A 24,582-nucleotide genomic window follows, 5' to 3' on the forward strand; every position below is an offset into this window, starting at 1 on the left:
CGCACCATTATTTACCGACCTCTTCCCTACGGAATACGCACACCCATGAATGAAGACGACAGCCAGCAAAAATTCGCCCTCGGATTTCTCGTGATATTGATTGCGCTGGTGATCTCCTTTGTCCTGGGCATCGCGTTCTGGCACAAGGGCCACAACGCGGCGGCAAAGGCCAAGCCTGCCGTTGCGGTTGCAGTGGCGCCCGCCGCGCCCGCCGCCACCACGACCGTGGCCGAGGTCACCGAGACCGTCACGGTGGTGATTCCCGATGGCGCCAGCATTCGCGTGGCCGACGGCGTGGTGAACTTCTATTTCGCGACCGGCAGCGCCGATCTCGCGCCCGGTGCGGCCGAGGCGCTGGCCGCGGTCATCAAGGGCGTGGAGAGCGGGCGCAAGGCGGTGGTGTCGGGCTTTCATGACACCACTGGCGACGCGGCCATCAACGAGCAGCTCGCCAAGAAGCGTGCCGAGATGATCCGCGACGTGCTGGTGGGCCTGGGCGTTCCGGCGAGCAAGATCGACTTGCAAAGGCCCCCCGTCACGGCAGGTTCGGGCAACAACGCCGAGGCGCGCCGCGTCGAGGTCAAGCTCATCGATTGAGCGCCTTCCGCTCCGGATCGGCGCGCGGATGTAAATGCGTATTGCCGGGAGCCCGTTTTCAATCGGCCTTGTTCCCGCTGTCTTGGTACCATTGACTTCCAAGTCGAAGGTCGCAAAAGTGACAAGGGCCAGTTGCCGGCAGCGCGACCGAATACATCCCCATGAGCACACATCCCACCGTCCTTGACGTTACCGATCGCATTCGCGAACGCAGCCGGGGGTCGCGCAGCGCGTACCTCGAGCGCCTCGCCGAAATCCGCAACCGAGATCGCGGCTCCGACCGCATGGGCTGCGCCAACGTCGCGCACGCCGTGGCCGGCATCCCGGCCAACGACAAGTTCAGGGTCGTGACCGAGCGCGCGCCCAACATCGGCATCGTCACCGCCTACAACGACATGCTCTCGGCCCACGCGCCGTACCAGAGCTACCCCGACATCATCAAGAACGAGGCGCGCAGCCTCGGTGCCACCGCGCAGGTCGCCGGCGGCGTGCCCGCGATGTGCGACGGCGTGACCCAGGGCACGCCCGGCATGGAGCTGAGTCTCTTCAGCCGCGACGTGATCGCCATGGGCACCGCGGTCGCGCTCACGCACGACATGTTCGATGGCGCGCTGCTGTTGGGCGTGTGCGACAAGATCGTGCCGGGCCTGTTGATCGGCGCGCTGCATTTCGGCCACCTGCCCACGGTGTTCGTGCCCGCCGGGCCGATGCCCTCGGGCCTGTCGAACGGCGAAAAGTCCAAGGTGCGCGAGCAGGCGGCGCAAGGCCTGGTCGGCCGCAAGGGCCTGCTCGACGCCGAGATGGCGGCCTACCACACCGTGGGCACCTGCACCTTCTACGGCACCGCCAACAGCAACCAGATGCTGCTCGAGGCCATGGGCCTGCACGTGCCCGGCACCGCGTTCATCCAGCCCGGCGACGCCATGCGCGAAACGCTCACGCGCGAAGCCGTTCGCACGGTGCTCGGGCGCGCGAGCGAGACGGCATTCAGTTGCCCGCCCATCGGCGAAGTGGTGGACGAGCGCTGTATCGTCAACGCCATGGTGGCGCTGCTCGCCACCGGCGGCTCCACCAATCACCTGATCCACTGGGTGGCCGTGGCGCGCTCGGCAGGCATCGTGATCGACTGGGACGACTTTTCCCGGCTCTCCGACGTGATTCCGCTGCTGACGCGCGTCTATCCCAACGGCAGCGCCGACGTGAATGCGTTCCAGGCCGCGGGCGGCCCGGGCTTCGTGATCGGCGAGCTGCTCGATGCGGGCCTGATGCACGCCGACGTGCTCACCGTGCGCGCCGGCGGCATCCGCGAGTTTGCGAACGTCCCGTCCCTGGCGGACGACAAGCGCCTGGTCTGGAGTTCCGCCGCGCCTTCGAAGGACGAAGCTGTTGCGCGCCCGGTCGAGAGCCCTTTCAGCGCCACCGGCGGCCTGAAGCTGCTCAACGGCAACCTGGGGCGCAGCGTGATCAAGGTGTCTTCGGTGCCCGACGACCGCCACGTGATCGAAGCGCCGGCGCGTGTCTTCGATTCGCAGGCCGCGCTGCACCAGGCCTTTACCGCCGGCGAACTGGAGCGCGACGTCGTGTGCGTCGTGCGCTGGCAGGGGCCGCAGGCCAACGGCATGCCCGAGCTGCACAAGCTCACGCCGCCGCTGTCGGTGCTGCAGGGCAAGGGCTTTCGCGTGGCGCTGGTCACCGACGGCCGCATGAGCGGTGCATCGGGCAAGGTGCCCGCCGCCATCCACGTTTCCCCCGAAGCCGCCGCGGGCGGGCCGCTCGCCAAGGTGCGCGACGGCGACGTCATACGCCTCGATGCGGTGGCGGGTACCCTTGCCGTGCTGGTGCCCGACGACGAATGGGCCGAACGCGAGATTGCCAATCTGCCCGACGCGAAACGCATCGCCGACGGCCACGGCCTCGGCCGCGAGCTGTTCGCCGGCATGCGCCGCAATGCATTGACTGCTGAAGAAGGAGCCTGTTCATGGCTGTAGACAACAAAAAGCTCACCGCACTCGACGTCATGCGCGATGCACCGGTCATTCCGGTCATCGTGCTGCACGACGTGAAACATGCCGTTCCGCTGGCGCGCGCGCTGGTGGCCGGCGGCATTCGCATGCTCGAAGTCACGCTGCGCACGCCGCAGGCGCTCGAATGCATCGAGGCCATTGCCCGAGACGTGCCCGACGCCGTGGCCGGTGCGGGCACCATCCGCAGCGCGGCCGATGCGCAGGCGTCGGCGCTGGCCGGCGCCAAGTTTGGCGTGAGCCCGGGCTATACGCGCGCGGTCGGCAAGGCGTGCCGCGACCTCGGCCTGCCGCTGCTGCCCGGCGTGGCCACCGGCAGCGAGATCATGATGGCGCAAGAAGACGGCTACACCGAGCTCAAGTTCTTTCCCGCGCTGCAAGCGGGCGGCCTGCCCATGCTCAAGGCCTGGCAAGGGCCGTTCGGCGACGTCACCTTTTGCCCGACCGGCGGCATCCATGCGGGCAACGCGGCCGAGTTCCTGGCGCTCTCGAACGTGGCTTGCGTGGGCGGCTCGTGGATCGTGCCGACCGATGCCATCCGCGAGGGCAACTGGGCGTTGATCGAGCAGCTGGCGCGCGCCGCGAGCCAACTGCAACGCTGAGCATGCGCGCGGATTTCGACGCGAGCGACCTGAAGGTCATCGCGTTCGACGTTTTCGGCACGGTGGTCGACTGGCACAGCGGCATTGCCGCCGAGGCCGAGCTCGCATTGCCGGGTGTCGACGGCGCCACCTTCGCGCTGGCCTGGCGCGCCGGCTACCAGCCTGCCATGAAGTCCGTGATGGAGCGCATCGCCGCGGGCGAGGGCGGCTTCACGCTGCTCGACGAGCTGCACCTGAGCATGCTCGAACAGGTGCTGCATGATTTCGGCTTGACCGAGCAGCTCGATACCGCCGCCAAGCGCCACCTGAGCCGCGCCTGGCACCGGCTGCCCGCCTGGCCCGACGCGGTCGAAGGGCTCACGCGCCTGAAGAGGAAATTCACCATCTGCACACTCTCCAACGGCAACATCGGCCTGCTCACCGAAATGGCCAAGCGTGCCGGCCTGCCGTGGGATTGCGTGCTCTCGGCGGAAGTGTTCAAGGCCTACAAGCCCGATCCGCGCACCTACCTTGGCGTGGCGGGTGTGTTCGACGCGACGCCCGGCCAGGTCATGCTGGCGGCGGCGCACCACGACGATCTTGCCGCCGCGCGCGTGTGCGGCCTGAAGACCGCCTACATCGAGCGGCCTCAGGAATACGGCCGCACGCAGCCCAAGGATGTTTCGCCGAACCCCGAAAACAACCTGCACGCGCGCGACATCAACCAACTGGCGGATCAGCTGGGCTGCTGATCGCGCCGCTGCTCATCGGCCGCAACTACCTTGCTCTAGCAGCGCCGAGGGATTTCGCGGACTTGATCATTCCGCGCATCATTTGCGTGAGCGGAAACTCCACGAACTTGTAGACCATGTGCGAGGCCGCAATGGCCGCGACGCCGACCGCCGCGGAAATGGCGAGGATCTGAGCCGGCGATGAAACGCCGAGCAGCTTCACCGTGATCGGGATTCCGACCAGGATGAACGGATGAAAAAGATACAGCGAGTAGGAGCTGTCCCCGATGGCCAGCACGGTGCGCATTCTTTTCCAGAACGGCCCGAGCAGGATGATTCCGATGAACATCATGGCCGAGGGGATTGCCAGCGCAAATCCTCTCAGCTGGCCGCTGCCCAGGCCTTCGGATATGGCCAGGTAGGCGAGCAAAGCGCCGAGGCCGGTCAGGATGATCGAGGCAGGAATGTTCTGCTGAAACAAGCCCTTCTTGAATGCGATGCCGATGGCCACCCCGAAGGCAAATTCCACGAACAGCGAAAAATTGATGACCTTGGGGTCGACGCTGAAAAGCAGTCCTGCAAACGACGCTGCGGCCAATACCAGGCAGGCAAGGTAGGCCGTTTTTCGGCTGGCGGTTGGCAACGCGACAAGGGCCCAGAGTCCGTAGAAGATGATTTCGTAGGTCAGCGTCCAGCCGTTGTTCACCAGGTAGGGCGCGGTCGTGGGCCACAAGAAAAACGATGCCGCAATATCCGTTGCCTGCTGCGCGTTGCTGTTGATCAAATTCGGCTTGAAGATGAGAACAAGCAGCGCCAGCAGCGAGAGCCCCCAGTAAAGCGGGAACACTCTCACGACGCGTTTTTCCATGAACTCCATGTGCGTCATCGTCTTGCCGGCGGTGACGAAGTAGATGATGAAGCCGCTGATCATGAAGAAGATGTCGACGCCGACAATCCCGAAATCGAACAGCGGAATCGCACCGCCGGACAAGGCGTGCGATTTTTGCGCGATGTGGTGAATGACCACCAGCAGCGCGGCAATGCCTCGTCCCGCCTGGATCGATTCGACGTACTGGGGCTGATCGACCGCAATGGATTGGGACTTCACGAGATGCGGTCCTGCTGAATGGCACCAACGAAGGCTGGCGCGATGGGGGCGGCGGGATGGCTGCGCCGCAGCAGCTTTTCCTGAACCAGCTCGGCTTTCTGCATCAAAGCCATCGCGGAAAAAACGAGCGGACTGACGATGGCGAAGTGACGCGCAAATGAACCGAAGTCGGGTTCAAAAACCCCCTCGATGATGAGAAAAGACAGGGGCGCAAGAGCGATCTTGCCGGCCTGGATGATCTTCTTGTTGTCCGATTTGGCGCTCTTGACGATGACTTTCACCATCCAAACGAACGTGAAAGGCATGATGGAAATGAATGCCAGTTGGCTGACCGATCCAAAGCGCAGAAGCTCGAGCGGAAATGCCAGCCGGAAGAACGTGATCGTTGCATTGAGCGCTTGCAGGATTGCATTGTCCGAAGCGATGACCGCCTCGATCACCGTGCGCGATCCTTCGGCACCTACTTCTCTGTTTTCATTGACCGCCAGCCGCGCAAAGTCGAGCGTGACGCCCAATGCAATCTGGAACGTCAGCGCAAGCGCAACGTAGACCAGAACGATGATGACGAGCAGCCTGAAGACAGTGAGTTGCTTTCTTATGAGCCTCAGCCCGAACCATACGGCACTGACCAGCAGCCAGTACTTTCTCACCACCCAGCCATAGATCGTTGCGGACAAAAGCCACGTCATCCCGAACCATGATTGTCGCGCGGCCATGACCGAGACGAGCACCACGGCCGCGGACAGCATGTCCTTGGAAAGAACCGACAGGAAAATGGCCCTGATCACTCCCCATGCGAGCGATGCGAGAAAGACACCCAAGGGTATGCGGGCGAACTGGAATATCGGTATCAAGGTCAGTGATACGCTCAGCAGGGCGCCGGCGAAGGGCGCGGTACTTGCGCTCAGTCCCACCGACTCCAACAGGAACGCGCTGCAAGCGTAGGAGTTTCTTTCCTCGACGGTCGTGGAGGTCAGCTGGCAGGCATCGGCGCCGAAGAAGCTCAGGAGCGTTTCTTCGTCCGGAAAAATCTGCGCGGCGGTGTCGTGGTAGGCAAACGGGATGGCTCCAACGACGAGAGCGGCAAATAAAAATACGATGAGCGATATCGCCGGGTCGATGGCCTTGCCGCGAATGCTTAGACTGGTCAAATTCATTCCGCTTAGAAGAAAGCGCTCATTGGGAACACGGGGCAAAATTAACGGGGGCACTTCAATGCTTTTGAACCCGCATCCGTGTTCAAGCATGAAGTTTCTTGTTGCAAATTCAGGCGTTTGAAGCGTTTAGCACTAACGCTTCTTGCCAAGGCACCGCAGCAAAGAATATGCCGGTCGCTCTGCGACGGCGGCTATTTTGTCTCGTTAATTCACCCGCGCATTCCATGCACCGCGTTTCTTACGGTTGCTTGCAACCTGGTGCGGCTGGGCGGTCAGCCGGCACGTAGAGCGCCTGATGACTACGGTGCGCGCAAAGCGTCTGCGGCGGTTTCTGCCTTGTTGCCGTCGACCTTCGATTTTTCCTGGATCAACTCGACCTTGTAGCCATCCGGATCGGTCACGAACGCGATGACGGTGCTGCCGCCTTTCACGGGGCCGGCTTCGCGCGTGACGTTGCCGCCCGCGGCCTTGATCTTTTCGCAGGCCGCATACGCATCGGGTACGCCCAGCGCAATGTGGCCGTAGGCCGTACCGAGTTCGTAGCTCTCGGTGCCCCAGTTGTAGGTGAGCTCGATCTCGGCCTGCTCGGGGTTGCCTTTGTCGTAGCCGACAAAGGCAAGGCTGTACTTGTACTCGGGGTTCTCGGACGTGCGCAGCAGGTTCATGCCGAGCACCTGGGTGTAGAAGTCGATCGAGCGCTGGAGGTTGCCGACGCGCAGCATGGTGTGGAGAAGTCGCATCTCGTGGGTGCCTGTTGTGGTGGGAAGAAGAATTTCGATTGTCCGTTTTATGCAAGCGCGAGCAAATGCGCTTCATGCTTCCGGAGAAATTCGCGCAGGTGCTGCGGGTACTCCGGCACGACGGCGCCGCGCACGCTGGGCCGCGCCGCCAGCGCCTTGCGCCATGCATTCACCTTGGGCAAAGCGTCGAAGATGTGCGAATTGGCGATCTCGTCGAACACCTCGAAGTAGCGAAAGATCGGTGCGAAGACCGCATCGACCAGGCTGAAGTTTGGGCCCGCGAAGTACGGCCCACCGCCCAGCGCGGCTTCGAGGCGCTCGAACTTGGCGGCGAGTGCCAGGCGCTTCTGTTCGAACACTTCGGCGTCGCGCGTGGTTTCGTAGCCCCACAGGTCACCCAATATGGCCGAGCCGAATTCCATCCACGCGCGGTGCTCGGCGCGGGTGAGCGGGTCTTCGGGGTGCAGGTGCGGCCCGGGCTGGGTCTCTTCCAGGTATTCGCAGATCACGTTGCTTTCGAACAGCACCGCTTCGCCGCCATCGGGCCGCTCGAGGCGCAGCAGCGGCACCTTGCCCAGCGGCGAGATCGCGATGAACCAGTCCGGCTTGTTCGCGAGGTCGATCACCACGCGCTCGAAGGGCACGTTTTTCTCGGCCAGGGCGATGGCTGCGCGCTGCACATAGGGGCACAGCAAATGGCTGACGAGGGTAAGGGGCTTGGCCATGGGAGGTTCCGAAAAATAGGTTGGAGGACCGCCGCATTCTTGCGGTCCCGAACAACCTTTTCCCGAAAAGCCCATTCGCCGAACGGGCGCCTTGTGCTATCTGGCGGTGTCCAGCCAGTGCGTGACGCGGCCACCATGCATCACGCCGATACGGTCGGCCATGGCATGGGCTTCGGCCTCGTTGTGGGTGACCAGAATGGCGGTCTGCCCGGCGCGCTTGAGAATGCCGCGCACCTCCGCGGTCAGGCGTTCGCGCGTGCCGCCGTCGAGGTTCGAAAAAGGCTCGTCGAGCAGCAACAGCGCGGGTGAAGGCGCCAGCGCGCGGGCGAGCGCAATGCGCTGCTGCTGGCCGCCCGACAGTTCGTGCGGAAAGCGTTCGCCGGCGTCGGCCAAACCGACGAGCGCCAGCATTTCGGCCACGCGCGACTGTTGCTGCGCACGGCTCGAGCGGCGCAGGCCGAAGGCGACGTTCCGGCTCGCCGACAGATGGGGAAACAGCGCGTACTCCTGGAACATCATGCCCACGCGCCGCTGCTCGGGCGGCAGGTGCGCCTGGGCCGAGGACAGCAGCATGTCGCCGAGCCGGATCGTGCCGGCGCGCACGGGCTCGAAGCCCGCAATCGCGCGCAGCACGGTGGTCTTGCCGCAGCCCGACGGGCCGAACAGGCAGGCGATTTCGCCGGCGGGCAGGGACAGCGAGAAATCGTTGACCACGGTGTGCAGGCCGCGCGGCGTTTCGTAGGCGAGCTGGATCGACTCGAGGGAAAGGGGGGAGCTCATGTTTGATGCGAACCGGGGAGGGCCGATGGCGTGCCCAATTGATTGCGTGCCAGCAGCACCACCGGCAGCAGGCCGGCCGCGACGATGGCGAGCGCGGCGATCGCGCCTTCTTCGTAGGTGCCGCGAGCGGCCTCGGCGTAGAGCCAGGTGGCCAGGGTGTCGAAATTGGCGGGGCGCAGCAGCAGCGTGGCGGGCAGCTCTTTCATGGCATCGACAAAAACCAGCAGCGCGCCCGTGGCAATCGCAGGCTGCAGAAGCGGCAGGTGCACCCGGCGCAATGTGCCGCCGGTAGTCTCGCCCAGTAGCCGCGAGGCCTGTTCGATGGCGGGCGGAATGCGCGCGAGTCCGGCCTCGATGCCGCCCACCGGCATGGCGAGGAAACGGATTGCGCAGGCTGTTACCAGCACGACGCCCGCGCCCATGAGCGGCAAGCCTCGCAGGCCGAGCACGTTGGCCAGCGCAGCGTCGAACGCCAGTGCGGGCGTGAGCAAGCCGATGGCGAGCACCGTGCCCGGCACCGCATAGCCCAGCGTGGCCACGCGTGCTTGCCAACGCGCGCGGTTGGGACGCGAGCCCTGGCTGCGAGCCGCCCATGCGACCACCAATCCCGCGGCAACCGCCACCACGGTCACGCCCGCGGCCAGCGCCAGCGTGTTGCCGAGACTTGCGAGCAGGCCTTGCGATACGCCGCCGCCCTGGCGCAGCCGCTTGGCGCTTTCCCAGACGAGGTAAAGGGCAGGCGCCACGAACCCGATCACCACCGGCAATGCAGCAGCGGCGGTGGCGAGCCAGGCCGCGCTGCCGTGCAGGCGCCGCGGCTGCATGGGGCGCATGCGCTGGGCCGAGCCGAAGCGCTGGTGCTGGCGGCCGTTGCGTTCGAGCCAGACCAGGGCTACCACCACGAAGAGCATGGCGCAAGCGATCTGCGCCGCGCCGGCCAGGTCGGAACGCGTGATCCACGTGGTGTAGACCGCCACCGTGAGCGTGTTCACGCCCAGGAATTCGGAGGCGCCGATGTCATTGAGCGTTTCGAGCAGCGCGAGGCTCAGGCCCACGGCGAGCGCCGGGCGCGCCAGCGGCAGCGCCACGCGAAAGAACGCACCGCGCCGGCTTTCGCCCAGCGTGCGGGCGGCCTCCAGCAAGTGGGCCGGCTGCGTCATGAACATGGCGCGCGCGGTCATGTAGACATAGGGGTAGAGCACGAAGCCCAGCACGAAAATCGCACCGGGCATCGAGCGCAGGTCGGGCAGGCGGAACTGGCGCGGGCTGTCGAAGCCCAACGCCCAGCGGATCGCGCCTTGCACCGGCCCGATCGGGTGCAGCAAATCCAGGTAGGCAAAGGCGACAATGTAGGTCGGCATCGCGAGCGGCAGCAGCAGCGCCCAGTGCAGCACGCGCCGCCCCGGAAAGTCGCAGGCCGTGACCAGCCAGGCGCAGCCGGTGCCGATCACCAGCACCAGCACGCCGACACCTGCGAGCAGCACGGCCGTGTTGAGCGCCGCCTGCGGCAGCACATGCGCGAACAGCGGCCCCCAGTGCCCGACACCGGAGCCGAACGCGAGCCATGCGAGCGTCAGCACCGGCGCAAGCACGCCGACGGCGATGGCGAACGACACGCTACGCCAGAGCGGGCCTGCAGCGTGCAGGCCCTGCAGTTGGCGCCGCGCGATCAGCATTCAGGCACCGCCAAGGCGTGCCCGGCCATGTCGATCACTGGTCGAAGCCGACCTTGTCGACAAGCGCACTGGCTTGCTTGCGGTACTTGGCAATCTCGGTGAGCGGCAGCGGGTCGACCTTCAGCTCGCCGATGGTCTCGCCGATGATCGGATCGAGCGCCACGCCCTTGCGCACGGGGTATTCGTAGTTGGTCTGGGCATACAGCGCCTGCGCCGGCTCCGACACCAGGAACTCGAGCAGCTTGACCGCATTGGCGCGCTGCGGCGCGTTCTTTGCCACCGCCGCGCCGCTGATGTTGACGTGCGTGCCGCCGCTCTTCGCGTTGGCGAAAGTCGGGCGAACCACCTTGATGGCATCGCCCCACTTGCGCGCGTCGGTACCGGCCGAAGCGCTCTTCATCTGGCCGACGTAGTACGAGTTGGCCAAGCCGATGTCGCAGATGCCGCCGAGGATGTCGCGCGCCACGTCGCGGTCGCCGCCCGTGGCCTTGCGGGCCAGATTGGCCTTGACGCCGCGCAGCCATTGTTCGGTCTTGGCCTCGCCGTCATGCGCGATCATCGAGGCGACGAGTGCCGTGTTGTAGGGGTGCTGGCCCGCGCGGATGCAAACCTTGCCCTTCCACTTCGGGTTGGCCAGGTCCTCATAGCGGAAGCTGGTGAGCGGCTGATTCTTGTCGGCGTAGAGCACGCGCGCACGCAGCGAGAGCGCGAACCACTGCCCGTCGGCGCCGCGCAGGTTGGCGGGGATGGCCGATTCGAGTGCGGCCGATTTCACCGGCTGCGTCGCGCCGCCGTCCACCAGGTCCATCAGGTTGCCGATGTCCACCGTCATCAGCACGTCGGCCGGCGAGCGCACGCCTTCGGCCTTGACGCGCTCCAGCAGGCCGTCCTTCACGAACACCGTGTTGACCTTGATGTTGCTCTGCGTGCTGAAGGCCGTGATCAACGGTTGAATCAACGCGGCTTCACGCGTCGTATAGAGCGTGAGTTCGTCGTTGGCGGCGTAAGCAGGCAGGGCGGCAGCGGCCAGCCAGGCGGCGGAGACGCCGAGCAATGCGCGGGCGGCGCGGCCTTGAACGCCGAGGCGGTCGGTCATGAAGGATCCTCCAGGTGCAGAGACGTGTTGTGGGATTTCATCGCAACCGTGATGGTGACGATGAGAATCATTATCACTGCCCTTGGGGCGGCTTTTATATCCTTGCACTTACGCGGCGAAGGACTATCGAAGCCCTAATCCACCCATCGGCAAACCTGATCCGGCACGGCGCGCGACGTGCGGAACCGATTGGCCGGGTGCGATGGATCCTCGTAGCCGAAAGAAATGCCGCAGACGATCTGGCGGTCGTCCGGAATCTCGAACCAGCGGTGCAGGAACCTCGAGCGCGACGCAACGGCGGCCTGCGCGATGCTGGCCACGCCCAGGCTGCGCGCCGCCAGCATGAAGTTGCTGACATAGGCGCCGCAATCCAGTGCGCCGTAGGTGCCGAGCAGCGCCTCGGTGGTGATGAGGGCCACATGCGGCGCCCCGAAGAACTTGAAGTTTTCCCGCGCCTGCCGTTCCGATGCCTCGCGGTCGCCGCGTGCAATGCCGACACTCTCGTAGAGCTGAAAGCCGCATTCCCGGCGGCGCTCGCGGTACACGCCGCGGTATTCCGCGGGTGGCGCAATGTCGAACGCAGCGTCGGCTACGGCTTCCTCCGTGTCGAAGGCCTGGCGCAGCCGCCCGGTGGCGGCGGCACTGGCGACGATCACCTGCCACGGCTGCGAGTTGCACCACGAGGCGGTGCGCTGTGCCAGCTCCAGGATGGCGTCGATGGTCTGGCGTGCGACGGGCTCTGCCAGGTAGGCCCGGCAGCTGTACCGCTCGGCAAGAAGAGTCTTGAAAGCCGGTGCGAGCGAAGGGTCGAGGGGCGTGGAAGGCATGGCTACGGCTCCACTGCTCAACGCGCCGAAGGAACCTCGAACACCAGGCAGGTCGTCGTGGCGTGCGCGTACAGCGTGCCGTCGGGCCCGAAGAGCCGCGCCTCGGCCGTGGCGAGCTGCCGGCCGCAATGGATCACCTTGCCCTCTGCGCGGACCCGCTGCACCTTGGGCGTGAGCCCCTTCACGTAGTTCACGCTGAGTTCGGCGGTCGTGTAGGCGCGGCCGGCCGGCATCATCGTGTGGACCGAGCAACCCAGTGCCGAATCGAGCAGCGTGGCAACCCAGCCGCCATGGATCGTGCCGAGCGGGTTCAGGTGCCGCGGCAGCGGTGTGCCCTGGAACACGGCCACGCCGGGGCTCACCGACAGAAGCGTGAAGTCGAGCGTCTTGGCGATCGCCGCATAGGGAATTTCAGCGTTCAGCATCGCCAGCATCATTTCGAGCCCGGTCTTGCCTGCGATCTGTTCGGGGCGGGCGAGTCCCGGGCCGGGGCCGGCTTCAAGACGCTCGACCACCTGGCGTTCTTCGGCGATCCAGGCGTCGATGGCAGAGGGGGCGGTCATGGAATAACTCCAGATAGTTGTAGGTACAATTATTGTAGCTACAATAAAAACATGAACACCGCTCTGAAGCCTGCTCAGCTGAAGCCCCAAGGATGTACCAATTTCCGCCTGCGCCGGCTCTCTAGGCTGGCGTCGCGTTTCTATGACGCGCACGTTGCGCCCAGCGGGCTCAAGACCACGCAGTATTCACTGCTCTCGCACGTGCTGCATTTCGGCCCGCTGCGCCCGGTCGACCTCGCGCGCGAGATGAACGTCGACGCCTCCACGCTCACGCGCAATCTCAAGCCGCTGCTGGCGGCGGGCTTCCTGGTGCAGACCGAGGGGCCCGATGCGCGCAGCCGCATGCTGGCGATCACCGACGCGGGCCGCGACAAGCGGGCCGAGGCGCAGCGCCTGTGGCACGGCGCGCAGCTGGCGCTCAACGACATTCTCGGCACGGAGCGCGTGCTGGCGCTGCATGCCCTTCTCGACGAAAGCCTGGAATTGCTGCAGCGCGCAGGGCTGGGCGATGGACAACCGGAAGACCAAACAGGAGCCCTCGATGAATGAAGAAACCTCTGTCCGGCGCCATGCGCTCTGGCTCGTGCTGCTCGCAGCCGCCGGCGCTTTCGCGCTCACGATGGGCGTGCGCCAGACGATGGGCCTGTTCCTCTCGGCGCTCAACACCTCGACTGCGCTCGGCATCGGCAGCATCAGCCTCGCGTTCGCGTTCGGGCAGCTCTGGTGGGGGCTCACGCAGCCCTTCGCGGGTGCCGCGGCCGACCGCATCGGCGCCGGGCGCGTGGTGGTCATCGGGGTGCTGCTGGTGGCCGTCGGCACGCTGATCACGCCGCTCATGACAAGCACGGCGGGCCTGATCTTCGCCATTGGCGTGCTCGCCGCCGGCGGCGCCGGCATGGCGGGCCCTTCGGTGTTGATGGCCGCGACCACCCGCCTGGTGCCGGCGAACAAGCGTGGCCTGGCCACCGGCATGGTGAATGCCGGCGGCTCGTTCGGGCAGTTCGCGATGGCGCCGATCGCGGTCGGCCTGACGGCGGCCGTGGGCTGGGCCGGCGCCATGCAGTGGCTCGGCGTGCTGGTGCTGCTGGCGCTGCCGGCCGCGTGGGTGCTCAAGGGCAATTCGAACGCGATGGCCGCGGCCTCGGCGGCCGCATCGGGCACGAAGCCGCTGAGCGCACGCCAAGCCATCGGCCAGGCGCTCGCGACGCCCAGCTACCGCTACCTGAGCCTGGGCTTCCTGGTCTGCGGCTTCCACGTGGCCTTCCTTGCCACGCACTTGCCCGGCGTCGTCGCGGCCTGCGGGTTGCCGGCGGAAGTCGGTGGCTGGGCGCTCGCGATGATCGGGCTCTTCAACATCGTCGGCAGCCTTGCCATGGGCTGGGCCGTGGGGCGCTGGCGCATGAAGTCGCTGCTGTCGCTGGTCTATGCCACGCGCGCCATCGCCGTGCTGGTGTTCCTGCTGGCGCCGAAGACGACCGCGGTCATGCTGGTGTTCGCCGCCGTGCTGGGCGTGACCTTCCTGTCGACCGTGCCGCCGACCGCCGGCCTCGTCGCCAAGATGTTCGGGCCGGCCAACATGGCGATGCTGTTCGGCATCGTGATGCTGGCGCACCAGGTCGGCGGCTTCCTCGGCGCGTTCCTGGGCGGCTACGTCTTCCAGGCCACGGGCAGCTACGACATCGTCTGGTACATCGACATCGCGCTCGCCGCCGGCGCCGCGCTGGTGCACCTGCCCATCCGCGAAGCGCGGCTCGTGCGTTCGACGAAGCTGGCGGCGGCATGAGCACGCACCGGGCTGCACGGCACGGAGGCCGGTGAATGAGCCAGGAACTCGATCCGCGCACGCGGCTGCTGCTCGAAGCGCCGATCGTGCCTACGCTGCTGCGCCTGGCGGCGCCCAACGTGCTCGTGATGCTGGCGCAGGCTTCCGTCGGGCTCATCGAAACCTACTTCGTCGGCAAGCTGGGTACCGAGGCGCTCGCAGGCATGGCCCTGGTGTTCCCCATCGTCATGCTGATGCAGATGACGTCGAGCGGCGCGATGGGCGGCGGCATTGCCTCGTCCATTGCGCGGGCCCTGGGTGCACGCCGCCGCGATGATGCCGACGCACTGGTGTGGCACGCGGTGGTCATCGCCATCGGCTTCGGCTTGCTCTTCTCGCTCGCGCTGCTGGCGGGCGGGCGCTGGCTGTACGGCATCATGGGCGGCACCGGCGCCTCGCTCGAGGCGGCGCTGACGTATTCGAACTGGGTGTTTGCGGGCGCGGTGCTGGTGTGGCTCTTCAACTCGCTGTCGGCCATCATCCGCGGCACCGGCAACATGGCGGTACCGGCGAACGTGACGGTGGCAGGCGTGGTGTTCCTCATTCCCACTTCGCCATTGCTGATCTTCGGCTGGGGGCCGCTGCCGGGCATGGGCATTGCGGGCGGCGCGATGGCGCTGCTGCTGTATTACCTGCTGGGCTCGGTGGCGCTCATCGTCTACCTGCGCTCGCCACGCAGCCTGCTGCGCCCGACGCTCGCCGCGCTGAAGCTGCGCTGGCCGCTGTTCCGCAACATCCTGGGCATCGGGCTCGTGGGTGCGGTGTCGACCGTAGCAACCAATCTGTCGATCGGCATCGCCACGGCACTGACCGGTCATTTCGGTTCAGGCGCACTGGCAGGCTATGGCACCGCGTCGCGGCTCGAATACCTGCTGGTGCCGCTGGTGTTCGGCCTTGGCGCGCCGCTGGTTGCGATGGTCGGCACCTGCATGGGGGCCGGGCAGCGCGAACGCGCGCTGCGCGCCACATGGGCGGGTGCCGCGCTGGCGTTTGCACTGACCGAAACCATCGGGCTCGCCGCGGCCCTGTTTCCGCGGCCTTGGCTGCTGCTGTTCGGCAATGACCCCGCCATGCTCGAAACGGGCGCCCATTACTTGCGCGTGGTGGGGCCGCTTTATGGTTTCTTCGGTGTTGGCCTGGTGCTGTACTTTGCCTCGCAAGGGGCGGGGCGCTTGCTGTGGCCCGTGCTCGGCAACATCGCGCGGCTCGCCGTCGCCGGCATCGGCGGTGGGCTGGCGTTGCGCTGGGGCGGCGGGCTGACCGGCGTATTTGCCGCGCAAGGCGTGGCGCTCGTGGTGTACGGCATCGTCATCGCGTCGGCGATCGCAGGCGGCGCATGGTTCGGCCGTGTGGGCTGGCCACGCTCGCCCACCAATCTGCTGCGGCGCGTGGCGGCGCAAGCCTGAGGCCGGCTTTCAGCTCAGGCAAGGCCTATCGCGCGAAATCAATAGCGGTAGGGATTGTTGGGCCGGCGGTCATAGCGATTGGGCACGCCGTCACCATCGTAGTCCCTGCGGCCGTAGCGGCGTTCTTCCCAATGGCGATGCCGGCGGTCTTCGTAGCGATCATGGCCGCGGTGGTAGCCCGGGCCGTAGTAGTGGTGGCGCGGAGGCGGCGGCGCATAGTAGTGATGGCGCGGGGGCGGCGGCGCGGGCACGACATACACCTGCGCCTGGATGAAGCGGCCGCCGGTCTGGGCTTGCGCCGGAGCGCTGAGGGCGGCCAGCGAGAGCAGGGCTGCGGCGCTGATTGCGAAGATGAGCTTTTTCATGGCAACTCCAATGGAGTGGTTGGAAGCCCTATCGTCGTGGCTCCATGTGAACGCTGTGTAAGGCTGGAGCGAAATCCGATGAAGAGCTGTAAGCCGCTGCGCAGCCGTTCCGCCATCCTAGGCGCCTTGCGCCGGATCCGAAACCAGCCGAACGGACGTCAGCCGTGCGGCGGAGGCAGCATCCGCCGGAGCGCCTCGAAAAACAGGTCCGACTGTTCGCGTTCGCCCTGGATCTGCGCCGCGGCGAGCGCCGCCAGCTTGGCATCGACGGGAACCAGCGGGCGTCCGGTCGACTGCGCAATGACCTGGTGCAGGCTTGCGCGTTCCAGGTAGTAGAGATCGTCGTAGGCATGCGCAATGGTGGCGCCCACCACGATCACGCCGTGGTTCGCGAGGAAGGCCACGTCCTTTCCTTCCATGGCGCGCGCGATGCGCTCGCCCTCGGCATTGTCGAGCGCGAGCCCGTTGTACACCGCGTCGATCGCGATGCGGTTCATGTAGCGCATCGCGTTCTGGCTCAGCGTGGGGTCGAGCGCGCGATCGGCCGTGAGCGTGAGCGCGGTGGCATACGGCATGTGGCAATGCAGCACGACGGCGCGGCCGGTCAGGCGGTGCACCGCGCCATGAATGAACAGCGCGGTCGGCTCCACCCGGTGGCGGCCGGCAAGCACGTCGCCGTGCACGTCGATCAGCACGATGTCGTCGGGCCCGATCTCGCTCCAGTGCAGGCCGCGCGGATTGATCAGGTAGCGGTCCTGCGCACCGGGCAGCATCACGCTGAAGTGGTTGCAGACCCCTTCGGACAGGCCGTGGTGCGCGGCGGCGCGCAGTGCAAGCGCGAGGTCTTCGCGCAACTTGCGCACGGCGGGGCTGGCGTAGTCTGAATCTGCGGACATCGACAGGACCTCGTGGATGTGTGGATGGATGTGACTAGAAAAAATGCGCTCAGGCGCGGGTTGCGCCTGCATAGGCTGCAACGAATTTCTGGGCATCGGCGCGCACCTCCCACGCTTGCTTGCCGGGCTTGTACAGCGCGGAGCCGATGCCGAAGCCGGACGCGCCAGCCGCGCGCCACTCGGCCATGTTGGCCGGCGTGATACCGCCCACGGGCATCAGCGGCGTGCCGGCGGGCAACACGGCGAGCAGCGCCTTCACCACCGCGGGCGATGCCAGTTCGGCCGGAAAGAGCTTGAGCCCGGTCGCGCCGGCGGCGAGTGCGCCGAAGGCTTCGGTCGGCGTCATCACGCCGGGCAGGCAGACCATGCCGAGCCGCACGGCTTCGGCGATGACCTCGGCATTGAAGTTGGGCGACACGATCAGCTCGCCGCCGGCCGAATGCACGTAGCGCACCTGCTGCACGTCGAGCACCGTGCCGGCACCCACCAGCGCTTGCGGAAACCGCGTGCGCATCAGCGTGATGCTGGCATAGGGCTTGGGCGAATTGAGCGGCACTTCGAGCAGCCGGAAGCCGGACTCGACGATGGCATCGCCTACGTCGGCGGCCTCGGGGGGCGTGAGCCCGCGCAGGATGGCGACCAGCGGCAGCTCGCGCATTGCGGCTTCGAATTTTTCTTGGGGAGTCGTCATGGGAGCGTTCTGTCTGTGTCGAGAAAACCGGACAGCGCATGCAGTCCGGCCCAGGTGGCTTCGGCGCCGAGCGTGCGCGTGGCGGTGCCGGTGGCGCTGAGCGCGAGCGTGTAGCGCTGCGTCAGCGCGGGGGAGCCGATCAGCACCACTTCGCCGAACGCATGCAGCGACTGCGTGCGCAGTTCTTCGCCGATCAAGAGGCCCGAGAGATAGCTGGCGAGCTCCTGCACGGGCATGCGTTCGAACAGCGCCAGCGTGCGCGCGCCGAAGGCGTTGTGCAGCAGGCCCTGGCCGTTGTCGGCACGGGTAACGCCCTGCACGAAGGCTGCCTCGTCGAGCGGTGCATCGGCGTCGAGCGTGCGCGCCAGAATCGAGTGCTGGCTCAGCAGCGCATAGAACTCGCCGGTCATGAAGGTGCGAAAGCCCGTGACGCGGCCCTTCTTGACCGTGGCCCACTTGTTGTGCGTGCCCGGCAGCACGAAGACGCCTTCGTCGACATTCATCAAAGCCATGGCGCCGAAGATCTGCACCTCTTCGCCGCGCATGACATCGGGAACGCCGTCATGCTCGTCGCTGAGGCCCGGCACGATGGCAATGCGCGAGCCCGGCAGCACGTCGATGTCGATGATCTTGCGGCCCACTTCGACGCGGCCCGCCGGGCAGGCGCAATACGGCGCCTCGATCCAGCCCTGCTTGCTGCCGGCCATGCCGGAGATCAGACAGCGCGCGCCTTCGAGCCGCATCCAGTCGCCGAACAAGGCTTCGAAGACGGCGGGGAAGCCGCCCGCCGGCACTTTGAGAATGCCGCGCGCGTCGCTGCGCTCTTCGAGCATCTTCCCGCCGGCGTCGAGCAACGCGCCGCGCAGGGAGCTCGTGCCCCAGTCGATTGCTACAAGTCTTGTCATCCTAGTGATTGTCGCGCGGCACGAAGGCCCCGCGGCGCCCGCGCAGGAACGCGAGGTCGGCCCCCTGGTCGGCCTGCAGCACCGTGTCGACATAGAGCTTCCAGTAGCCCGAGTCGAGCGGCGCCTTGGGTGCGACCCATTTCTCGAGGCGGCGCGCGAGCTCCTCGTCGCTCACGTGCAGATGCAGCTTGCGGTTGGGCACGTCGAGTTCGACGATATCGCCGTCCTGCACCAGCGCGAGCGGACCGCCTGCGGCGGCTTCGGGCGCCGTGTGCAGCACCACCGTGCCGTAGGCAGTGCCGCTCATGCGCGCATCGCTGATGCGGACCATGTCCGTGATGCCCTTGCGCAGCACCTTCGGCGGCAGCGGCATGTTGCCCGACTCGGCCATGCCCGGGTAGCCGCGCGGGCCGCAGTTCTTCAGCACCATGACGCAGTGCTCGTCGATGTCGAGGTCCTCGTCGTCGATGCGCTTGTGCAGATCGTCGGCGTTCTCGAACACCACTGCGCGGCCCTTGTGCACCAGCAGCTCGGGCGTGGCGGCGCTCGGCTTGATGATGGCGCCGTTGGGCGCGAGATTGCCGCGCAGCACGCAGATGCCGGCCTTGTCCTTGAAGGGCTCGGCGAGCGGGCGGATCACCTGCGGGTTGTAGTTCTCGGCGTCCTTCACGTTGTCCCACAGCGTCTGGCCGTTGGCGGTGATCGCGTCCTTGTGCAGGTGCTCGGCAATTTCCTTGATGACCACCGGCAGGCCGCCCGCGTAGCAGAAGTCTTCCATCAGGAAGCGGCCCGAAGGCTGCAGGTCGACCAGGCAGGGCAGTTCGGAAGCGAGCCGGTCGAAGTCGTCGAGCGACAGGTCGACACCGATGCGTCCCGCAATGGCCAGCAGGTGAATCACGAGGTTGGTCGAGCCGCCGATGGCCGCATTGACCTTGATGGCGTTCTCGATGGCCTCGCGCGTGAGGATCTTCGACATGACGAGGTCTTCATGCACCATGTCGACGATGCGCCGACCGGCCATGCGCGCGAGCACGTTGCGGCGGCCGTCGACGGCGGGACAGGCCGCATTGCCGGGCAGGCCGATACCGAGCGATTCGACCATACAGGCCATGGTGCTCGCGGTGCCCATCGTCATGCAGTGGCCGTGGCTGCGGTGCATGCAGCTCTCGGCCTCGAAGAAGTCCTGCAGCTTGAGCGTGCCGGCGCGCACCTGCTCGCTCATCTGCCACACGCCGGTGCCCGAGCCCAGTTCCTGCCCGCGCCATTTGCCCGAGAGCATCGGGCCGCCCGAGACCCCGATGGTCGGCAGGTCGACACTGGCCGCACCCATCATGAGCGCGGGCGTGGTCTTGTCGCAGCCCATGAGCAGCACTACGCCGTCGAGCGGGTTGCCGCGAATGCTCTCTTCCACGTCCATGCTCGCGAGGTTGCGGTACAGCATGGCGGTGGGACGCAGCAGCGTTTCGCCGAGCGACATCACCGGAAACTCGACGGGAAAGCCGCCCGCTTCGTACACGCCGATCTTCACCTGCTCGGCGAGCGTGCGGAAGTGCGAATTGCAGGGCGTGAGTTCGCTGAAGGTGTTGCAGATGCCGATGACCGGACGACCGTCGAACTGGTCGTGCGGCACGCCCTTGCCTTTCATCCAGCTGCGGTAGATGAAACCGTCGCGGTCATTGCGGCCGAACCATTGCTGGCTGCGCAATTCGCCGGGCTTTTTCTTGGGGGAAGTGCTCATCGGTCTTGTCTCCGTTTACGACCGCTTACGCCTCAAACCTCAGGGTTTGTCCTGCCGAACGGCCATTTCAATCATCATATGATAAGCGCGATCAACACGCCGAGACCCTTAGTGTTTTCGAGCGTCGAGATACCAAATTTCATATTACATACATGATCAAAAACATCCACGGTCGCACGCTCGAGTTGCTCGGCGAAGCGGTCGTGGCCGGTCGGTATGCCATAGGTGCGTCGATACCGGCCGAGCCCATCCTGGGTGAGGAGCTGGGCGTGAGCCGCACCGTGGTGCGGGAAGCCATCAAGTCGCTCGCGGCCAAGGGCCTGATCGTGACGGGACCGAAGGTCGGCACGCGCGTGCTGCCGCAGGACAAGTGGAACTGGTTCGACCCCGACGTCATCACCTGGCAGTCGCGCGCCGGCCTCACGCCCGAGTTCCTGCGCGACCTGCAGGATCTGCGTCGCGTGGTGGAGCCGGCGGCTGTGCGGCTCGCGGCGGAACGGGCCAGCCCGCAAGACATCGAGGAAATAGAGCGCGCCTTCGCCGGCATGAAAGAGGCCGTGGAGAACGGTGGCGACTACGTCACCTTCGACCTGCGCTTCCACAACGGCCTGTTGAGCGCCGCGCGCAACCGCATGCTGGCGCAGATGAGCAAGGCACTCAGCGCGCTGCTGCGCACCAGCTTCGAGATATCGACCACCAAGGCCGATGGCCCCGCGCTCTCGCTGCCGCTGCACCGCGCGGTGCTCGATGCGGTGATTGCGCACGATCCGGCCAAGGCCGAGCGCGCGGTGATCCGCCTGATCGACGGCGCGCGGCAAGACATCGAGGACGTGCTCGGTTCGCGCCGGCGCCTGCCCAGGCTCAGCCGGCCGCCTCCGAGGCTCAAGGCCACGTAGCTGCGGGCCGAATGCTCCCGGCACCGGCCTGTATTTCGACCATTTTTTTCACCCACGCTCGCATACCGAGCATTTCCGTCAAGAAGAAGGAGACACCATGAAAGTAGCCGTGAAGTCGCTGATTGCGCCGACATTGTTCGCGCTGGGGTTGCTGGCGTCCGCGGGCCCTGCCGCCGCCCAGGACAAGCTCACTGTCTGGTGGGTCAAGGGCTTCTACAAGGCGGAGGACGAAGCGCTGTTCGCCGCCATCAAGAAGTTCGAAGAGAAGAACAAGAACGTGAAGATCGAACTGTCGCAGTACCCGATCCAGGACATGATCCCCAAGACCGTGTCCGCGCTCGACTCGGGCAGCCCGCCCGACGTGGCGTACGCCGACGTGTACGACTTCCAGGTCACGGGCAAGTGGGCCTACGACGGCAAGCTCGAAGACATCAGCAGCGTGCTCACGCCGATGAAGGACCGCTTCGCGCCCAACACGCTCGAGACCACCTACCTCTATAACGACCAGACCAAGAGCAAGGCCTATTACGCCTTCCCGATCAAGCAGCAGACGATGCACATCGAGTACTGGCGCGACATGCTGACGGAAGCGGGCTTGAAGGAATCGGACATTCCGGGCACCTGGAAGGAATACTGGTCGTTCTGGTGCGAAAAGGCACAGCCCGCCAGCCGCAAGGAAAGCGGCAAGCGCACCTTCGGCATCGGCATGCCGATGGGCGTGGACTCCAGCGACTCCTTCTATTCGTTCCTGACCTTCATGGACGCCTACAACGTCAAGCTGGTGGACGACAACGGCAAGCTGCTGGTCGACGACCCGAAGGTGCGCGCCGGCCTGATTGGTGCGCTGACCGACTACACCGCGCCTTACACCAAGGGCTGCACGCCGCCTTCTTCCACCAGCTGGAAGGACCCGGACAACAACGTCGCGTTCCACAACAAGACCACGCTGATGACGCACAACGCGACCATCTCCATTGCCGCCAAGTGGCTCGACGATTCGAACAACGCCTCGCTCACGCCTGAACAGCGCGAGGAAGCGCGCAAGAACTACACCGAGCGCATCCGCACGGCCGGCTTTCCGAGCAAGCCCGACGGCAGCAAGATGGTCTATCGCAGCGCGGTGAAGACCGGTGTGGTGTTCAAGGACGCCAAGAACAAGGCGCGCGCCAAGGAGTTCGTGGCCTTCCTGCTGCAGGAGGAAAACCTCACGCCGTACGTCGAGGGTTCGCTGGGCCGCTGGTTCCCCGTGACCAAGACCGGGCAGCAGCGTGACTTCTGGAAGGCCGATCCGCACCGCCTCTCGGTCTACAACCAGTACGCCGCCGGCACCGTGACCTTCGAATTCACCAAGAACTACAAGTTCACCGTGCTCAACAACGAGAACGTCTGGGCCAAGGCCATGAGCCGCATCGTGACCGACAAGGTTCCGGTGGACAAGGCCGTGGACGAGATGATCGCGCGCATCAAGACGGTGGCGGCCCAGTAAGCCGCCATAGCAACCACTCACCGGGCTGACTCGCATGAGCTCCACCGCCACCGCCACCGCCGCGCCGCTGCCGGCGCCTCTCGTCAATCTTGGAGCGCGGCATGCGCGCTGGCAGTTCTGGGGCGCGGTGATGGTCGTGCCCTACCTGCTGGTGTTCGTGGTCTTCGTGCTGTACCCGGTGGGCTACGGGCTGTGGCTCGCCCGCCATCCGCAAAGCTACGTGAAGCTGGTCGAAGACCCGATCTTCTTCCGCTCGGTGATCAACACGGCCATCTTCCTGGTCGTGGCGATCAACATCAAGATGCTCGTGGCACTCGTGCTCTCGGGCTTCTTCGTGACATCGCGCTGGTGGATCAAGATCGTCTCGGCGATCTTCATCCTGCCATGGGCGATGCCCTCGATTCCCACCATCCTGTCGATCCGCTTCATGCTCAACCCCGAGTGGGGCGTGATCAACAGCACCATCTTCCGCCTCACCGGTGCCGATGGTCCCAACTGGCTGAACGACCCTTCGCTGGCGCTGGCCTTCGCGATGATCGTGCACATCTGGAAGTCGCTGCCGTTCTGGACGCTCATCCTCGTGGCTGGCCGGCTGGCCATTCCCACGGAGCAGTACGAAGCCGCCTCGGTCGACGGCGCCTCGTCGTGGCAGAAATTCCGCTTCGTGAGCTGGCCCGCGCTGAAGACGCTCTACATCACGTCGCTGATCCTCTCGATGATCTGGACGCTGGGTGACTTCAACAGCGTCTACCTGCTGACCGGCGGCGGACCTGCCGACCTCACGCATGTGCTTGCGACGCTGGGCATCCGCTACCTGCGGCTCGACCAGGTCGATCTGTCGATGGCATCCATCGTGGTGGCGCTGCCACTCGTGCTACCGCTCGTGTACTTCATGATGAAGAGGCTCTCGAAATGAAGTCCTGGACCCCCAAGGCCATAGCGACCGAGGCCAAGCTGCTGCTGATCGGCATTCCGGTGCTGCTGTGGACGCTGATCCCGGTCTACCACATGGTGCTGTTCGCGATCTCGTCGAAAGACTCCGCGACCTCGGGCCACCTGTGGCCCAAGAACCCGACGCTGGACAACTTCCGCATCGTGTTCCAGCAGAAGCACTTCTACCTCGACCACTTCTGGCTGCAGCTGTGGAACTCGCTCCTGATCGCGTTGTCGGTCGGCGCGCTCACGCTGTTCGTCGCGACCACGGCCGCGTTCGCGATCAGCCGGCTGCGCGTGCGTGGCGGGCGCACGGTGATGAACCTGGCGCTCTTCACCTACTTCATTCCCGCGGCCTTCCTCGCGGTGCCCATGTACAAGACCATGGGCAACTACGGCCTGCTCAACAGCCAGTGGGCGCTGATCCTCGCGATGGTGACCATCGCCTCGCCGTACTGCATCTGGGTGCTGAAGCAGGCGTCGGACAAGCTGCCCTACGAGCTCGACGAAGCCGCCCGCATGGACGGCGCCTCGCCGCTGCAACTGTTCCGCCTCGTGTACCTGCCGCTGATGGTGCCGTCGCTGGTGGCGGTGGGCACCTATTCGCTGCTGCTGGCGTGGAACGAATACCTCTACGCCTTCCTGCTGCTGTCGAACGACAGGAGCGTGACGCTGGCGGTGGCGCTCGGCAACTTCCTCTCGGCCGACGATTCGCCGTGGGAGCTGCTGATGGCCACCGGCCTCATCTACGCATTGCCGCCCGCGGCGATCTACTACGCCTTCAAGCGCTACATGGTGGGCGGACTCACCGCTGGTGCCGTCAAGAGCTGAGCGAACCTGGG

Annotated in this window: 25 protein-coding genes; 11 read left to right on the plus strand and 14 right to left on the minus strand. The window is 65.8% G+C overall.

What is annotated here, in order from left to right:
- Positions 1 to 45 precede the first annotated feature (45 nt).
- From QFZ42_RS04705 to QFZ42_RS04720, 4 genes are all read left to right on the plus strand, one after another.
- Positions 46 to 597, plus strand: a complete 552-nt coding sequence (locus tag QFZ42_RS04705; RefSeq protein ID WP_307699841.1) for an OmpA family protein — start codon at positions 46 to 48, stop codon at positions 595 to 597.
- 161 nt (positions 598 to 758) lie between these two features.
- Complete coding sequence (gene edd, locus QFZ42_RS04710; RefSeq protein ID WP_307699842.1) at positions 759 to 2,585, plus strand: phosphogluconate dehydratase; 1,827 nt, start codon at positions 759 to 761, stop codon at positions 2,583 to 2,585.
- Positions 2,576 to 3,220 (plus strand): bifunctional 4-hydroxy-2-oxoglutarate aldolase/2-dehydro-3-deoxy-phosphogluconate aldolase, encoded by a 645-nt coding sequence (gene eda, locus QFZ42_RS04715; protein WP_307699843.1) that lies wholly within the window; start codon positions 2,576 to 2,578, stop codon positions 3,218 to 3,220. Before edd ends, eda begins: the two co-directional genes overlap by 10 nt.
- A 2-nt stretch (positions 3,221 to 3,222) precedes the next feature.
- Positions 3,223 to 3,951, plus strand: a complete 729-nt coding sequence (locus tag QFZ42_RS04720) for a haloacid dehalogenase type II (RefSeq protein ID WP_307699844.1) — start codon at positions 3,223 to 3,225, stop codon at positions 3,949 to 3,951.
- Between the two features lie 25 nt (positions 3,952 to 3,976).
- On the opposite strand, the gene QFZ42_RS04725 is transcribed toward QFZ42_RS04720, so the two are convergent.
- The 9 genes from QFZ42_RS04725 to QFZ42_RS04765 all read right to left on the minus strand — a co-directional run bounded on the left by QFZ42_RS04725 (position 3,977) and on the right by QFZ42_RS04765 (position 12,602).
- On the minus strand, positions 3,977 to 5,038 hold the full coding sequence (locus QFZ42_RS04725; RefSeq protein WP_307699845.1) for an acyltransferase family protein: 1,062 nt from the start codon (positions 5,036 to 5,038) through the stop codon (positions 3,977 to 3,979).
- Positions 5,035 to 6,285 (minus strand): hypothetical protein, encoded by a 1,251-nt coding sequence (locus tag QFZ42_RS04730; protein ID WP_307699846.1) that lies wholly within the window; start codon positions 6,283 to 6,285, stop codon positions 5,035 to 5,037. Before QFZ42_RS04730 ends, QFZ42_RS04725 begins: the two co-directional genes overlap by 4 nt.
- A gap of 209 nt (positions 6,286 to 6,494) precedes the next feature.
- Positions 6,495 to 6,935 (minus strand): lactoylglutathione lyase, encoded by a 441-nt coding sequence (gene gloA / locus QFZ42_RS04735; protein WP_307699847.1) that lies wholly within the window; start codon positions 6,933 to 6,935, stop codon positions 6,495 to 6,497.
- A 47-nt stretch (positions 6,936 to 6,982) separates the two neighbouring features.
- A complete protein-coding gene (locus QFZ42_RS04740; protein WP_307699848.1) occupies positions 6,983 to 7,660 on the minus strand; it encodes a glutathione S-transferase family protein in 678 nt (225 codons plus the stop codon).
- A gap of 96 nt (positions 7,661 to 7,756) precedes the next feature.
- Complete coding sequence (locus QFZ42_RS04745; protein WP_307699849.1) at positions 7,757 to 8,440, minus strand: ABC transporter ATP-binding protein; 684 nt, start codon at positions 8,438 to 8,440, stop codon at positions 7,757 to 7,759.
- Complete coding sequence (locus QFZ42_RS04750) at positions 8,437 to 10,116, minus strand: ABC transporter permease (protein WP_307699850.1); 1,680 nt, start codon at positions 10,114 to 10,116, stop codon at positions 8,437 to 8,439. The genes QFZ42_RS04745 and QFZ42_RS04750 overlap by 4 nt, the downstream gene beginning before the upstream one ends.
- A gap of 34 nt (positions 10,117 to 10,150) precedes the next feature.
- Positions 10,151 to 11,212 carry a Fe(3+) ABC transporter substrate-binding protein gene (locus QFZ42_RS04755; RefSeq protein ID WP_307699851.1) on the minus strand — a complete coding sequence of 354 codons (1,062 nt, stop codon included), beginning with the start codon at positions 11,210 to 11,212 and terminating at the stop codon, positions 10,151 to 10,153.
- A 134-nt stretch (positions 11,213 to 11,346) separates the two neighbouring features.
- The gene (locus QFZ42_RS04760; RefSeq protein WP_307699852.1) at positions 11,347 to 12,039 is read right to left on the minus strand and encodes a nitroreductase; all 693 of its coding nucleotides are present in this window, start codon (positions 12,037 to 12,039) and stop codon (positions 11,347 to 11,349) included.
- Between the two features lie 17 nt (positions 12,040 to 12,056).
- Positions 12,057 to 12,602: a PaaI family thioesterase gene (locus tag QFZ42_RS04765; RefSeq protein ID WP_307699853.1), complete on the minus strand. Its 546-nt coding sequence runs from the start codon at positions 12,600 to 12,602 to the stop codon at positions 12,057 to 12,059.
- Positions 12,603 to 12,653: 51 nt separating this feature from the next.
- On the opposite strand from QFZ42_RS04765, the gene QFZ42_RS04770 reads away from it, so the two are divergent.
- Genes QFZ42_RS04770 through QFZ42_RS04780 form a run of 3 tightly spaced genes read left to right on the plus strand, consistent with a single transcriptional unit; the run spans position 12,654 to position 15,830 of the window.
- The gene (locus tag QFZ42_RS04770) at positions 12,654 to 13,151 is read left to right on the plus strand and encodes a MarR family winged helix-turn-helix transcriptional regulator (RefSeq protein ID WP_307699854.1); all 498 of its coding nucleotides are present in this window, start codon (positions 12,654 to 12,656) and stop codon (positions 13,149 to 13,151) included.
- A complete protein-coding gene (locus QFZ42_RS04775; protein WP_307699855.1) occupies positions 13,144 to 14,385 on the plus strand; it encodes an MFS transporter in 1,242 nt (413 codons plus the stop codon). The genes QFZ42_RS04770 and QFZ42_RS04775 overlap by 8 nt, the downstream gene beginning before the upstream one ends.
- 35 nt (positions 14,386 to 14,420) lie before the next feature.
- On the plus strand, positions 14,421 to 15,830 hold the full coding sequence (locus tag QFZ42_RS04780) for an MATE family efflux transporter (RefSeq protein ID WP_307699856.1): 1,410 nt from the start codon (positions 14,421 to 14,423) through the stop codon (positions 15,828 to 15,830).
- Between the two features lie 38 nt (positions 15,831 to 15,868).
- Here the strand turns inward: QFZ42_RS04780 and QFZ42_RS04785 are convergent, their stop codons facing one another.
- The 5 genes from QFZ42_RS04785 to QFZ42_RS04805 all read right to left on the minus strand — a co-directional run bounded on the left by QFZ42_RS04785 (position 15,869) and on the right by QFZ42_RS04805 (position 20,425).
- Positions 15,869 to 16,195 (minus strand): hypothetical protein, encoded by a 327-nt coding sequence (locus QFZ42_RS04785; RefSeq protein WP_307699857.1) that lies wholly within the window; start codon positions 16,193 to 16,195, stop codon positions 15,869 to 15,871.
- 158 nt (positions 16,196 to 16,353) lie between these two features.
- Positions 16,354 to 17,091 (minus strand): aldolase, encoded by a 738-nt coding sequence (locus tag QFZ42_RS04790; protein WP_307699858.1) that lies wholly within the window; start codon positions 17,089 to 17,091, stop codon positions 16,354 to 16,356.
- A gap of 49 nt (positions 17,092 to 17,140) precedes the next feature.
- Entirely contained in the window at positions 17,141 to 17,782 is a 642-nt protein-coding gene (locus tag QFZ42_RS04795) for a 2-dehydro-3-deoxy-6-phosphogalactonate aldolase (RefSeq protein ID WP_307699859.1), read from the minus strand.
- Positions 17,779 to 18,687: a 2-dehydro-3-deoxygalactonokinase gene (locus QFZ42_RS04800; protein ID WP_307699860.1), complete on the minus strand. Its 909-nt coding sequence runs from the start codon at positions 18,685 to 18,687 to the stop codon at positions 17,779 to 17,781. Before QFZ42_RS04800 ends, QFZ42_RS04795 begins: the two co-directional genes overlap by 4 nt.
- A gap of 1 nt (position 18,688) precedes the next feature.
- Complete coding sequence (locus QFZ42_RS04805) at positions 18,689 to 20,425, minus strand: IlvD/Edd family dehydratase (RefSeq protein ID WP_307699861.1); 1,737 nt, start codon at positions 20,423 to 20,425, stop codon at positions 18,689 to 18,691.
- Positions 20,426 to 20,577: 152 nt separating this feature from the next.
- On the opposite strand from QFZ42_RS04805, the gene QFZ42_RS04810 reads away from it, so the two are divergent.
- From QFZ42_RS04810 to QFZ42_RS04825, 4 genes are all read left to right on the plus strand, one after another.
- Positions 20,578 to 21,321: a FadR/GntR family transcriptional regulator gene (locus tag QFZ42_RS04810; RefSeq protein ID WP_307699862.1), complete on the plus strand. Its 744-nt coding sequence runs from the start codon at positions 20,578 to 20,580 to the stop codon at positions 21,319 to 21,321.
- Positions 21,322 to 21,418: 97 nt separating this feature from the next.
- Positions 21,419 to 22,807, plus strand: a complete 1,389-nt coding sequence (locus QFZ42_RS04815) for an ABC transporter substrate-binding protein (protein ID WP_307699863.1) — start codon at positions 21,419 to 21,421, stop codon at positions 22,805 to 22,807.
- Between the two features lie 34 nt (positions 22,808 to 22,841).
- Positions 22,842 to 23,723, plus strand: a complete 882-nt coding sequence (locus tag QFZ42_RS04820) for a carbohydrate ABC transporter permease (protein ID WP_307699864.1) — start codon at positions 22,842 to 22,844, stop codon at positions 23,721 to 23,723.
- Positions 23,720 to 24,571, plus strand: a complete 852-nt coding sequence (locus tag QFZ42_RS04825; protein WP_307699865.1) for a carbohydrate ABC transporter permease — start codon at positions 23,720 to 23,722, stop codon at positions 24,569 to 24,571. The genes QFZ42_RS04820 and QFZ42_RS04825 overlap by 4 nt, the downstream gene beginning before the upstream one ends.
- The last annotated feature ends 11 nt before the right edge of the window (positions 24,572 to 24,582 follow it).

It is taken from the genome of Variovorax paradoxus, from assembly GCF_030815855.1.
GTDB classification, from domain to species: Bacteria; Pseudomonadota; Gammaproteobacteria; order Burkholderiales; family Burkholderiaceae_C; genus Variovorax; species Variovorax paradoxus_M.

Coding starts and splice junctions, on each gene's coding strand:
- QFZ42_RS04705 (WP_307699841.1), top strand. CDS start 46: ATGAATGAAGACGACAGCCAGCAAAAATTCGCCCTCGGATTTCTCGTG.
- edd (WP_307699842.1), top strand. CDS start 759: ATGAGCACACATCCCACCGTCCTTGACGTTACCGATCGCATTCGCGAA.
- eda (WP_307699843.1), top strand. CDS start 2,576: ATGGCTGTAGACAACAAAAAGCTCACCGCACTCGACGTCATGCGCGAT.
- QFZ42_RS04720 (WP_307699844.1), top strand. CDS start 3,223: ATGCGCGCGGATTTCGACGCGAGCGACCTGAAGGTCATCGCGTTCGAC.
- QFZ42_RS04730 (WP_307699846.1), bottom strand. CDS start 6,285: ATGCTTGAACACGGATGCGGGTTCAAAAGCATTGAAGTGCCCCCGTTA.
- gloA (WP_307699847.1), bottom strand. CDS start 6,935: ATGCGACTTCTCCACACCATGCTGCGCGTCGGCAACCTCCAGCGCTCG.
- QFZ42_RS04740 (WP_307699848.1), bottom strand. CDS start 7,660: ATGGCCAAGCCCCTTACCCTCGTCAGCCATTTGCTGTGCCCCTATGTG.
- QFZ42_RS04745 (WP_307699849.1), bottom strand. CDS start 8,440: ATGAGCTCCCCCCTTTCCCTCGAGTCGATCCAGCTCGCCTACGAAACG.
- QFZ42_RS04750 (WP_307699850.1), bottom strand. CDS start 10,116: ATGCTGATCGCGCGGCGCCAACTGCAGGGCCTGCACGCTGCAGGCCCG.
- QFZ42_RS04755 (WP_307699851.1), bottom strand. CDS start 11,212: ATGACCGACCGCCTCGGCGTTCAAGGCCGCGCCGCCCGCGCATTGCTC.
- QFZ42_RS04760 (WP_307699852.1), bottom strand. CDS start 12,039: ATGCCTTCCACGCCCCTCGACCCTTCGCTCGCACCGGCTTTCAAGACT.
- QFZ42_RS04765 (WP_307699853.1), bottom strand. CDS start 12,602: ATGACCGCCCCCTCTGCCATCGACGCCTGGATCGCCGAAGAACGCCAG.
- QFZ42_RS04770 (WP_307699854.1), top strand. CDS start 12,654: ATGAACACCGCTCTGAAGCCTGCTCAGCTGAAGCCCCAAGGATGTACC.
- QFZ42_RS04775 (WP_307699855.1), top strand. CDS start 13,144: ATGAATGAAGAAACCTCTGTCCGGCGCCATGCGCTCTGGCTCGTGCTG.
- QFZ42_RS04780 (WP_307699856.1), top strand. CDS start 14,421: ATGAGCCAGGAACTCGATCCGCGCACGCGGCTGCTGCTCGAAGCGCCG.
- QFZ42_RS04785 (WP_307699857.1), bottom strand. CDS start 16,195: ATGAAAAAGCTCATCTTCGCAATCAGCGCCGCAGCCCTGCTCTCGCTG.
- QFZ42_RS04790 (WP_307699858.1), bottom strand. CDS start 17,091: ATGTCCGCAGATTCAGACTACGCCAGCCCCGCCGTGCGCAAGTTGCGC.
- QFZ42_RS04795 (WP_307699859.1), bottom strand. CDS start 17,782: ATGACGACTCCCCAAGAAAAATTCGAAGCCGCAATGCGCGAGCTGCCG.
- QFZ42_RS04800 (WP_307699860.1), bottom strand. CDS start 18,687: ATGACAAGACTTGTAGCAATCGACTGGGGCACGAGCTCCCTGCGCGGC.
- QFZ42_RS04805 (WP_307699861.1), bottom strand. CDS start 20,425: ATGAGCACTTCCCCCAAGAAAAAGCCCGGCGAATTGCGCAGCCAGCAA.
- QFZ42_RS04810 (WP_307699862.1), top strand. CDS start 20,578: ATGATCAAAAACATCCACGGTCGCACGCTCGAGTTGCTCGGCGAAGCG.
- QFZ42_RS04815 (WP_307699863.1), top strand. CDS start 21,419: ATGAAAGTAGCCGTGAAGTCGCTGATTGCGCCGACATTGTTCGCGCTG.
- QFZ42_RS04820 (WP_307699864.1), top strand. CDS start 22,842: ATGAGCTCCACCGCCACCGCCACCGCCGCGCCGCTGCCGGCGCCTCTC.
- QFZ42_RS04825 (WP_307699865.1), top strand. CDS start 23,720: ATGAAGTCCTGGACCCCCAAGGCCATAGCGACCGAGGCCAAGCTGCTG.